Here is a 10,164-nt window from a genome sequence, read left to right as displayed (position 1 = left end):
AATGCCGTGGGAAACGGTGCGGCACCGGCGAGTTGCGCGGGACGTACGACCAATCCGGCGGTGAGCTGGGAGAAGACGAACAGGGCACGAGGCGCCCCCGGGGCCAGCGATCCGGGAAACAGCTGCACCGCGCAGACACCTGCTGTGCCGGCTGCCACCAGGCCTGCGGTGAACGTCGTCGTCGCAGGACGCAGCGAACAAGGCCGGATCCGCGCGGTGAACTGTGTGCGCGCGGCGATCAGCAGCATGAGTACGCCGAAATGTACGAGCAGACCCAGCACGGCGTTCGGGTCCTGCTCGCGCACGATATCGAGCAGATTCACCGGAAACCAGCTCAGCTGATAGAGCAGTGCGGCCCACCACGCCATCCGTTTGCGCCGGGCGAGCCCGACGGCGAGAAGACCGGCCGCGGCCGCCCACAGCAGGTTCGTCGCGGGCGCGTGCAGGTAGTACTGGTCCAGATGCTCACGGGGGATCCGCAGTGCACCGGACAGTCCCGGCACCACACTCCACAGCAGGCAGGCCGTCGCGAAAACACCCGATACGAGAGCCAGGACGCGCGGTATCGCGGCGAGTCCTCCGGGTGTTGCGTCTCGTCCGGGTGCTTCGCGGTCTGGCGGTTCCTGCGTGGATATCACTGTTCCAGTCTGCCGCCCGCCCGCACCGAATCCGGGCTGTGTACCGGCGTGTTAGTGGTGGATCACCCGAGATCCGCACGTATTGCGCTGTGCGCGGGCGCGGTTGGCCGAAATGGGTAACCGGGTTCCGGGCGTGGCGGGCGAAGACCGGCGAAATGCCGGGTATGCCGGTTTGTTCCGGGTTCTCGGGCGGGTCGGTCGGAAGGCTCGCTGACCGGGGGAGTAAGCATGAGACCATGCCGGATCCAATCGATGTGCCGATCGACGATGACACCATACGGCTCGGGCAGTTCCTGAAACTGGCCAATCTGATCGAATCGGGATCGGAGGCCAAGACAGTGATCGCGGCCGGGCTGGTGCGGGTCAACGACGAGGTCGAACTGCGTCGCGGCCGCCAGCTCCAGGTGGGCGATGTGGTGGCTATCGCCGGCCATCAGGCCAGGGTGAGTGCCGGCTAGTCCCGCCGTCGGCCGATCTCAGTCCTCGGCGCGGACCACGATGCCGTCGTGGTCGCTGTAGAGCATTTCGCCGGGGCGGAAGGTCACCCCGCCGAATTCCACCGGGACATCCTTCTCGCCCGAGCCGGTCTGCGTGCTCTTACGCGGGTTCGTGCCCAGCGCCTTCAGACCGATATCGAGTGTGCGCAGAATCGCCGAGTCCCGGACGGCGCCGTTCACCACGACTCCGGCCCAGCCGTTGTCGACCCCGCGGCCGGCGATGATATCGCCCACCAGTGCGGTGTGCACGCTCGCGCCGCCGTCCACGACCAGTACCCCGCCGTTTCCGGGTTCGCTCAGCGTCTGTTTGACCAGCAGATTGTCCTGGAAACAGCGAATTGTGGTGATTCGCCCGGCGAACACCGGCCGACCGCCGAACTGGATGAACTGGGTATCGCAACTACGGATATCCGGGCCGATCTCGTCGGCGAGATCCGCGGTGGCCACCTGCTGCTCTGATTCGGTCACATTTCTGATTGTGCCGTCCGGATCGCGGCAGCCCGCATCGGCCCCCTGTGCCGTCACTCGAGCGGGATCGATGCCGTCGGCGCCGGCTGTCAGGCCCGGCCGTGGCGCTGCTCGTAGGATGCTCGTTCGGCCTCGGCGCGGCGGCGGACGTCGAGATCGGCCAGGGCCGGGTCCAGCCCGTGCCTGACCAGCCGATTGCGCCGGAACACATAGGTGAGTGCCACCGTGAAATAGATCAGCGGCAGCACCAGCAGCGCCATCATCGACGCGCCGACCCACAGTGGCCCGGGGACCAGCAGGAAAAGCGCCAGGACCAGCATCATCGGCGCCAACATGCGCACCAGATACCGCCGTGTCGCGCCGGCGCCGGTGAGATCGTCCAGGACCCAATCGGAGTACTCCGCCGGTAGTGTCCGGCCACAGATGTAGCCGATCCGCTGGAAGAATCCGGGAGTTCCGGACCGGTTACGCATATTCACAGGCTATCCGGCGACAGCCAGTGACGCGGCGAGTCCGAACACGGCCGCCATCACCGCGACCTCCAGCACCGCGCGCCGCAGCGACGCTTCGGCGCTCGTCCGATGCGCCGCGGCCGCCACCACCCAGCTCCGGCGCCACCACCAGCCGAGCGCCAGCAGCACTACCAGCAGTACGGATTTGGCCAGCATGATCCGGCCGTACCCGGTCGTGAAGAACGGGGTGACCCCGCCCATCCGGACCAATCCGTTGATCACCCCGGTAACGGCCACCGCCGCCACCATCGGCACGGCGACAGCGGAGTAGCGGGGCAGGGTCTCGGCCCAATCGCGGCGCCCCCGCACCACCAGCGCCAGCGCCAGCAGCAGACCCAGCCACATCGCCGCGGCCAAGGCGTGCACCCCGGCCAGTACCGAACCGAACACCTGCTGCGACATATGCCCCGTGATGGGGCGCAGGGTCACGGTGACGGCGGCGAACACCAGCACCAGGTCGGGTGTGTAACGGCCCGGACGCCGGAAGGCGAGCACGCAATAGCCCGCGACAACCGCCGTACCGGCCAGGATGGCCAATCCGATCTGACCGCCACTGATCCGCACCAGATAGGTACCGAAATCGGCCGGGCTCAGCGCGGTCACGCCGGTGCCGACCACATCGCCCGCGGCGAATACCAGCACCGCGAATTCGAGGCAGCACCAGAGACCTGCCAGTACCGCCAGCATTCGCCACGGGACCTCGAGCCGGTCGTTCAGCCGCGGCAGCGCGGCCAGGCCGAGCACGGTTGCCCCGGCGAGATCCGCGCACAACCGCATTGTGGCGGCGGCCGGGATATCGCCGAGTGCCCAGGCCACCACGACCCCGAGCAGGCCCGCCGGAACAACGAGCCCGAGCGCGACCCGGCGGTCGAGCCCGCCCGGGAGACCACTTCTCACCGCTCGTTCTTACCCTTGCCCAGGTTCGAACCGAACAGCGCGAACGCCAGACCGGCCCCGAACAGGACGACCGCGCCGGCGATGTACACCCACACCGGGACACCGCCGCCGGACCCGTCTCCGGAACTCTGCGCGTTCGCCGCCGGACCGGGTGTGCCCTGGCCCGCGGTGGTCAGCGTGAAGGTTCGTTCGCCGTCGACGACATGTCCGTCCGCCGATGTGACCCGGAAGGCGACCCGGTACACCCCGGCCGGACCGAGCTCGCCGACGGCCACACTGAGATCGCGGCCCTCGACCACCGGATCGCTCTTGGACCACAGATTCCCGTCCGGACCGACCACCGTCATGGCCGGAAAGTTGGGTTGCAGCGGTTCGTTGAAGGTGACCGTCACCCGTGCCGGCCCGGTATCGACAGTGGCACCGTCGGCCGGATCACTGCTCACCACGGTGGAATGCGCGCCGGCCGTCCCGGCGAACGGTCCCAGTAACAGCCACAGCAGCGCGGTGACCAGTGCGATCAAGGGTGTCCGGCGGTTCATCGCCGCCCCCTGACCACAGCGCCGATACCGGCGCCCAGGGCCAGCGCCGCCAGGGCCAGGCCCAGTCCGCCGAGCCAGCGGGCGGTGGTATCGGTGCCCGCCCCCGACTCCGCCGCGGCCTGATCGCCGTGTTCGTGACCGGACGGCTCGCCGGTGCCCGCGCCGAGAGTCAGGACCGGCGCCGGATGTTCCGCCGAATCGTGGTCGCCGGTTTCGGTCCAGCGCACCACGGCGCCGTCGTTGTAGCTCTGCTCGGCCGGGAAGGTGATCGAATCGGTTTCGGGCAGTGGGCCCAGCGACACCACGAAACGCTGGAACTCACCCGGCCGGATACCGGGGCTGCCGGGGTTCGCGGTCCAGCTGACGGCAACTACCCGGTCTTCGTCGTCGCGTTCGATTTTGGCGGTCCAGCCGGGAATCGGTTCGGTGCGGGCCGTCGCGATCTCCGGCACGGTGATCCGCAGCCCGGTGGTGGCGGCGGTATCGGATTCGGTGGGCACGTTGAATGTCGCGACAGTGGACCGGCCGGGGGTCGCGTTCGGCGCCGATACGCTGACATGCGCGGCGGCCGTACCGGCACCCGCCAGCAGGAAACCCGCGGCTACGGCGGTGGTCAGACCGCGGCGCAGGGTCGGGGAAAACCCGTGGGACATGGGCGGAAAACTCTCTCTCCGATGGATGTGGGAACGTCGGTGGACACGCGTGCCGGTGGCGCGCGTGGACCGGACGCCCCGTTCGGAGCGTGATTCCGCGGAACCGCGATATTCGCCGCGACACCGACACGAAGGGCCGGTGGCAGGAGGCGTACGGGTGTGAGCAGCACGCGCAACACCGCCGACGCCGCCCGGTACAGGCGTTCGGCCACGGTGATCGTCAGGGTGCACAGCAACACCGCGAGCAGATGTGCGCCGAGCATCGCCGCGGAGAGGGAGCCGCCGGTCGGTGTTCCACCGGACGCGGTGGCTGTCTCGGCGTGGTGACCGGTGAGCCCCGTCAGTGCCCAGTGGCCGACGAACTGCCCCGCGGCCAGCGGCAGGAAGATACGCGGTCCTGCTGTGGCGAACCGGACGCGCGCACCGGTGGCGACGGATCCGGAGACCCACCCGGTGAGCAGTGCGGTCAGCAACAACAGAGCGGTCCCGGCCGACGTGGGATACCCGCCACCCGCCACGCCGTGGGCGGCCACGGCCAGTGCCCCGGTCGCCACGCCCACCACACAGCCCCGCAGCGGTGCCGGGTCGGTGTACGGGTTGCTGGACATCGAGCACTTTCGGGAGGTCGCGGGGTACGGCTGGTCGGCATCCATCATCGTCGGCGGCCGGTTCGTCCTCGACGCCGCCCCCGCGGTGGCTGCGCTCGGCGTTCAGGGCGCAGTATGGGAGATCACGCAAATACCGGCCGCCGATATCCGGCGGCGGTCACCGCCACGCGCTCCGAGAACGGTGGGCATAACGACCGGCAGTTGCCCGGCCGAATCGCATACCGGGTGATCAGGCTGCCCGGCCCGCAGTCGGTCCGTTCCCGGCCGGGTCGGCGCCGTGGCGAACAGCGACGTGGAAGAGTCGCCCGGTCGATGTCATGGCAGGTTCAGGCGACGCCGAGGCGGGCCAGGACGTCCGCCTCGATCTTCGACAGTTCGGTGGCGATCGACGCGTGCACCGAACGCCGCCGGGCCGCGGGCATCTGATCGGCCGTGCGGACCGCCGAGTCGAGCGCGTCGAGCCGGCTGCGGGCGCTCGTCAGGAACTGCTGGGTGTCTTTGTCCTTGCCGCCGTTGCCGTTCGCGATCTTGTCCAGGGCGGCTTCGGTATTGGTGATCCGGGCCTGGAGCCGGCCCCCGTGACCGGCGTAGTCGCCGAGCTGATTCACGCCCACCCCGAGTTGCTTCGCGCGCCGGGCGTCCAGCCGGCCGCGTACATACGTGGCGCCGCGGTAGGCCAGCGGGGCGAGCACCGGAACCAGCACCCGCGCCACCCCGATGTACTTCTTGACCTGGCCCGGGCTGAACGGGTCGCGTTCGGCGCGCGCGGCAGCCTTCAGTGCGGCCTTCTCCTCGGCCTGCAACGTCGCGATCTGCGCTTTGGCGACCTTACGCTGGGCGCGGGCCTCGGTGCGTTGCCGTTTGCGCTCGTTCTTGGCACCGAGTTTGGCCTCCATGGCGGCCTTGTGCTTGAGAGCCTTTGCCTCGGCCCGCCGATTCGGCCGCTGCTTGCGCTTGGTGAACAACCCCATCGAAGGCCCTCCGTCATGCTGGTTCGCTGCGGCGATACGACACGGAAAACCGCATCGTCCACCCGTGTCACACGGTTCGCCGACACCCTATCGGGTTCGCCGCCCAACCGGCGAGAGACGCCACCCAGGTTCCCGGAGAGTGGTGTCGTGATGTTGCTCCGGTGGGCCGGCACCGTGGCGCCGAATCAGGTACGGCGGTGATGCGAACCGTCGCCGGAGTTCGGAGGCACGTACCGAATGATGCCGTGATCCGGGCGCCGAACCATCGGCCGGTCCCGTTGGGAGCGGAGGTGGGGCGGCCTTTCCAGGTGCTCGATTCGTCGGACTGTCGGGGGCAGGGACCATACTGCTTGCGTGCAACCGGGCAGTATCGACCGCGAAGACCCCGCCGGTGCGGGTGCCGAAACCGGCGCCGGCGTAGGTGCCGAAAGCGCCGCCGCCAGAGGCGCCGGCGACGCCCGCGTGGGTGCCGGGAACGGCTCCACCTCGGGCGCCGACGTCGGCGGTGTGGGTGCCGGATCCGGGCGCGGCCGCCCGGTTTTCCTCGATGCCCGCGGTCTGATCGGCTGCCGGCATCGGCTCGGGCTCGACGCAACCTATCCGGAACAACTGGCCGAGGTGCGGGAAGACCCCGGAGTGCAGCAGCGGCGCGCGGCCGCGCAGGCCCATCGCGACCGGGTGCGCGACACCCTGGTCGCCGAGGACCCCGGCAGCTGGGTGATCATCGACCCGGCGCAGCCCGCCCGTGCCCGCGCCGACGCCACGCTGCGGGCGTGCGCGGCGGGGGTGTCTCGGATCTGGGGTGGGTTGCTCCCACAGGAGCCCGATACCGGCCGCCGTGGTGGTGCGGAGATCCTGCTGCGCGACGAGGCGGGCGGCTATATCCCGGTGATCGTGGTCAACCACAAGGTCACCGACCCGCGCCGACCCGATCCGGCCGAATTCCACCCGCTGACCTCCGATCTGCTGCAGTGGAAGCCCGAACCCGACCGGGCCCGCAAACTGCGCCAGCAACCCCGCGACCAGCAGCGCCTGGCCCACGTGTACCGGATGCTGCAACGCAGCGGCCTGGCGACCGCGACCCCGGTCGGCGGCGTTATCGGCTTCCACTTCGACCGGATCCTGGTGCACGATCTGACCGCTGTGCTCACCGAGTACGACAACCGCTACGCGGACCGGATCGCGGTGCTGCGCGGCGAGGTCGCCACCGTTCCCTCGAAGGTTCCCGAATGTCGCCAGTGCCCGTGGTGGACGCGTGGCGCCGCCGGTGGCTGCCAGGCGTGGCTCACCGAGCATCGCGATGTGAGTGTGGTGGCGCCTGGGTCGCGGGCCGAGGTGCTGCGTGCGCACGGTGTGCGGACCATCGACGAACTGGCCGCCTGGGCCGCGCCCGAACCGGAGGACTGGCAGCACGGGCCGTTCGAGGAGGCGGTGGTCACCGCGCGGGCCTGGCTGGTGGATGCGCCGCTGGTACGCCGGTCCGATCGGGTATGGGTGCGCCGCGCCGATGTCGAGGTGGATGTGGATTTGGAGAGCTACCAGGAGGACGGCGCCTACCTCTGGGGAACGCTGCTCGACGGGAAATACCGGCCGTTCGTCACCTGGGATCCGCTGCCGACCGAGGACGAGGGTCGTTCTTTCGCCGAATTCTGGACCTGGTTGATGGGTATCCGCGAGCAGGCCGTGGCCGCCGGTAAAACGTTTGCCGCCTACTGCTATTCACGTTCGGCCGAGGACAAATGGCTCTACGAGTCCGCGCGCCGGTTCGCCGGCCGGCCGGGGGTGCCCACCGCGGCGCAGGTGACGCAGTTCGTCGACTCGGCGCAGTGGGTGGATATGTTCCAGGCCGTCACCGATCAGTTCATCTGCCCCAGCGGCAAGGGGCTGAAGAAGATTGCGCCCGTCGCCGGATTCGCCTGGCGCGATCCGGAGGCCGGGGGTGAGGCGTCGATGAGCTGGTATCGGCGGGCGGTCGGCTACGACGCCGCACCGGATCTCTCCCAGCGCACCCGTCTGCTCGAATACAACGAGGACGATGTCCGCGCGACCGCTGTCCTGCGCGAATGGATGAATCCACGGACCCCGACCGAGCACTGTGCCGAACGCGAGGTGCCCGCGCTCGCGGATTTCGCACAGGCACCGCCTACCGCACCCGACCTGAGGCCGAGCCCGGCGCAGGCTTGATTACCATATGACAGCGTGACAGAGCACGTCGAACAACTCGAGTTCCAGGCCGAGACCCATCAGCTGCTCGAGCTGATGATCCACTCGGTCTACTCCAACAAAGACACGTTCCTGCGGGAGCTGATCTCGAACGCTTCCGACGCGCTGGACAAGCTGCGGCTGGAGTCCTACCGGGACAAGGATCTGCACGTAGACACCGACGACCTGCACATCGAGCTGGAGGTCGACAAGGATCAGCGCATCCTCACGGTCCGGGACAACGGCATCGGCATGTCGCGTGCCGAAGTGGTGGATCTCATCGGGACCCTGGCGAAGTCGGGGACCGCCGAACTGCGCCGCAAACTCAACGAGGCCAAGTCCGAGGCCGCCGCCGAGGAGCTGATCGGCCAGTTCGGTATCGGCTTCTATTCGACGTTCATGGTGGCCGACAAGGTCGAGCTGACCACTCGCCGCGCAGGTGAGACGACCGCTACCCGCTGGCAGTCCGAGGCAGGCACCGGCTCGTACACCATCGAAACCCTCGACGAGGCGCCGCAGGGCACCGCGGTCACGCTGCACCTGAAGCCGGCCGACACCGAGGATCACCTCTTCGACTACACGCAGGAGTACAAGCTCCGCGAGATCGTCAAGAAGTACTCCGATTTCATCGCCTGGCCGATCCGGATGCAGGTCGAGCGGACCGTCACCGAGGGCGAAGGCGAGGAGAAGCAGGAGAAAACCGTCGTCGAGGAGCAGACGCTCAACTCGATGAAGGCCCTCTGGACGCGGCCCAAGGGCGAGGTTTCCGAGGAGGAGTACCACGAGTTCTACAAGCATGTCAGCCACGCCTGGGACGAGCCGCTGGAGATCATCCCGCTCAAGGCCGAGGGCACCTTCGAATATCAGGCGTTGCTGTTCCTGCCCTCCCAGGCGCCGTTCGACCTGTTCACCCGCGAGCACAAACGCGGTGTACAGCTCTATGTGAAGCGCGTGTTCATCATGGACAACTGCGAAGAGCTGATGCCGGAGTACCTGCGTTTCGTCAAGGGTGTGGTGGACGCGCAGGATCTGTCGCTGAATGTGTCCCGCGAAATCCTGCAGCAGGACCGGCAGATCCAGATGATCCGCAAGCGCCTGGTCAAGAAGGTGCTGAGCACAGTCAAGGAGCTGCAGGGCGCCGAGGATCAGGCCAAGTACCGCACCTTCTGGCAAGAGTTCGGCCGGGTCCTCAAGGAGGGCCTGCTCTCCGATTTCGACAACCAGGCCACCATCCTCGAGGTGTCGTCCTTCGCCTCCACCCACTCCGATTCCGAGCCCACCACTCTGGCGCAGTACGTGGAGCGGATGCCCGAGGGGCAGGACGCGATCTACTACATGACCGGCGAATCACGGGAGCAGGTGGAGAAATCCCCGCACCTGGAAGCCTTCCGCGCCAAGGACCGTGAGGTCCTGATTCTCACCGACCCCGTCGACGAGATGTGGGTGGGATCGGTTACGGAGTTCGACGGCAAACCACTGAAGTCGATCGCCAAGGGCGAGGTCGATCTCGAAACCGAAGAGGAGAAGAAGGAATCCGAGGCCCTGCGCGAACAGCAGGACAAGGATTTCGCCGAGGTGCTGACCTGGCTGGGTAAAACCCTGGAGGACAGCGTCAAAGAGGTCCGGCTCAGCTCGCGGCTGACCTCCTCGCCGGTCTGCCTGGTCGGCGATGTCTTCGATATGACCCCCATGCTGGAACGGATGTACCGGGCATCGGGCCAGGAACTGCCGCAGTTCAAGCGGATTCTGGAACTCAACCCGACCCATCCGCTGGTGACGGGTTTGCGGGACGCCTACGACAGCCGCAAACAGGATGCCGACGAGGGCAAGGTCCCGGAACTCATCGAGACAGCCGAACTGCTGTACGGCACGGCTGTGCTGGCGGAGGGCGGGGAACTGAAGGACCCGGCCAAATTCGCGCAGATCCTCGCCGATCGGTTGACGCGTACGCTCTGACCGGGCCGGGGGCGCCGGCCCCCCCCCCCGGCCCCCCCCCCCCCCCCCCGGGGGCCGCGCCCGGGGGGGGCGGCCCCCCCCCCCCCCCCCCCCCGCCGCCGCGGCGACCCGGCGGGCTTCCTCGCGGAGCCGGTGATCCCGGATGACCACCAGCACAGCGGGTTCGGCGCTCTCCGCGGTGGTCGTGTCGTGGTTCATACAAGCAAGCGTGGCTCAGGGAACA

General features: G+C 68.3%; 11 protein-coding genes and 1 pseudogene. 4 read left to right on the top strand and 8 right to left on the bottom strand.

What is annotated here, in order from left to right; translation table 11 throughout:
- Positions 1 to 638 (bottom strand): annotated as a pseudogene (lysS, locus tag QH195_RS33505) (bifunctional lysylphosphatidylglycerol synthetase/lysine--tRNA ligase LysX); the annotation flags it as partial.
- Positions 639 to 874: 236 nt separating this feature from the next.
- On the opposite strand from lysS, the gene QH195_RS33500 reads away from it, so the two are divergent.
- Positions 875 to 1,096: an RNA-binding S4 domain-containing protein gene (locus tag QH195_RS33500; protein WP_280420589.1), complete on the top strand. Its 222-nt coding sequence runs from the start codon at positions 875 to 877 to the stop codon at positions 1,094 to 1,096.
- Positions 1,097 to 1,114: 18 nt separating this feature from the next.
- Here the strand turns inward: QH195_RS33500 and rraA are convergent, their stop codons facing one another.
- The 6 genes from rraA to QH195_RS33470 all read right to left on the bottom strand — a co-directional run bounded on the left by rraA (position 1,115) and on the right by QH195_RS33470 (position 4,812).
- Positions 1,115 to 1,603, bottom strand: a complete 489-nt coding sequence (gene rraA, locus QH195_RS33495) for a ribonuclease E activity regulator RraA (RefSeq protein WP_280420590.1) — start codon at positions 1,601 to 1,603, stop codon at positions 1,115 to 1,117.
- 89 nt (positions 1,604 to 1,692) lie between these two features.
- The gene (locus QH195_RS33490) at positions 1,693 to 2,076 is read right to left on the bottom strand and encodes a DUF5313 family protein (protein WP_280438352.1); all 384 of its coding nucleotides are present in this window, start codon (positions 2,074 to 2,076) and stop codon (positions 1,693 to 1,695) included.
- A gap of 9 nt (positions 2,077 to 2,085) precedes the next feature.
- Positions 2,086 to 3,012: a CopD family protein gene (locus QH195_RS33485; protein ID WP_280438351.1), complete on the bottom strand. Its 927-nt coding sequence runs from the start codon at positions 3,010 to 3,012 to the stop codon at positions 2,086 to 2,088.
- Complete coding sequence (locus tag QH195_RS33480) at positions 3,009 to 3,551, bottom strand: copper resistance CopC family protein (protein ID WP_280438350.1); 543 nt, start codon at positions 3,549 to 3,551, stop codon at positions 3,009 to 3,011. The genes QH195_RS33485 and QH195_RS33480 overlap by 4 nt, the downstream gene beginning before the upstream one ends.
- Positions 3,548 to 4,204, bottom strand: a complete 657-nt coding sequence (locus QH195_RS33475; RefSeq protein WP_280438349.1) for a YcnI family protein — start codon at positions 4,202 to 4,204, stop codon at positions 3,548 to 3,550. Before QH195_RS33475 ends, QH195_RS33480 begins: the two co-directional genes overlap by 4 nt.
- Positions 4,165 to 4,812 carry a hypothetical protein gene (locus QH195_RS33470; protein ID WP_280438348.1) on the bottom strand — a complete coding sequence of 216 codons (648 nt, stop codon included), beginning with the start codon at positions 4,810 to 4,812 and terminating at the stop codon, positions 4,165 to 4,167. The genes QH195_RS33475 and QH195_RS33470 overlap by 40 nt, the downstream gene beginning before the upstream one ends.
- Between QH195_RS33470 and QH195_RS33465 the strand changes: the two genes are divergently transcribed.
- A complete protein-coding gene (locus QH195_RS33465) occupies positions 4,802 to 5,041 on the top strand; it encodes a hypothetical protein (protein ID WP_280438347.1) in 240 nt (79 codons plus the stop codon). The two genes, QH195_RS33470 and QH195_RS33465, sit on opposite strands and share 11 nt — an antisense overlap.
- 97 nt (positions 5,042 to 5,138) lie before the next feature.
- Here QH195_RS33465 and QH195_RS33460 read toward each other — a convergent pair whose 3' ends face one another.
- Positions 5,139 to 5,783 (bottom strand): DUF6474 family protein, encoded by a 645-nt coding sequence (locus QH195_RS33460; protein WP_280438346.1) that lies wholly within the window; start codon positions 5,781 to 5,783, stop codon positions 5,139 to 5,141.
- Between the two features lie 507 nt (positions 5,784 to 6,290).
- Here QH195_RS33460 and QH195_RS33455 point away from each other — a divergent pair.
- Positions 6,291 to 7,967, top strand: coding sequence for a TM0106 family RecB-like putative nuclease (locus QH195_RS33455; RefSeq protein ID WP_280420616.1), 1,677 nt, complete (start codon positions 6,291 to 6,293; stop codon positions 7,965 to 7,967).
- A 15-nt stretch (positions 7,968 to 7,982) separates the two neighbouring features.
- Positions 7,983 to 9,941: a molecular chaperone HtpG gene (gene htpG, locus QH195_RS33450; RefSeq protein WP_280438345.1), complete on the top strand. Its 1,959-nt coding sequence runs from the start codon at positions 7,983 to 7,985 to the stop codon at positions 9,939 to 9,941.
- The last annotated feature ends 223 nt before the right edge of the window (positions 9,942 to 10,164 follow it).

The sequence above is a fragment of the Nocardia carnea genome (assembly GCF_029868855.1).
Lineage (GTDB): Bacteria > Actinomycetota > Actinomycetes > Mycobacteriales > Mycobacteriaceae > Nocardia > Nocardia carnea_A.
Note: the sequence above shows the minus strand (reverse complement) of the source record. Positions and strands in the feature narration are given on the sequence as shown.

Excerpts from the sequence above, each read along its gene's own strand:
- QH195_RS33500 (WP_280420589.1), top strand. The coding sequence starts at position 875 with ATGCCGGATCCAATCGATGTGCCGATCGACGATGACACCATACGGCTC.
- QH195_RS33490 (WP_280438352.1), bottom strand. The coding sequence starts at position 2,076 with ATGCGTAACCGGTCCGGAACTCCCGGATTCTTCCAGCGGATCGGCTAC.
- QH195_RS33480 (WP_280438350.1), bottom strand. The coding sequence starts at position 3,551 with ATGAACCGCCGGACACCCTTGATCGCACTGGTCACCGCGCTGCTGTGG.
- QH195_RS33475 (WP_280438349.1), bottom strand. The coding sequence starts at position 4,204 with ATGTCCCACGGGTTTTCCCCGACCCTGCGCCGCGGTCTGACCACCGCC.
- QH195_RS33470 (WP_280438348.1), bottom strand. The coding sequence starts at position 4,812 with ATGTCCAGCAACCCGTACACCGACCCGGCACCGCTGCGGGGCTGTGTG.
- QH195_RS33460 (WP_280438346.1), bottom strand. The coding sequence starts at position 5,783 with ATGGGGTTGTTCACCAAGCGCAAGCAGCGGCCGAATCGGCGGGCCGAG.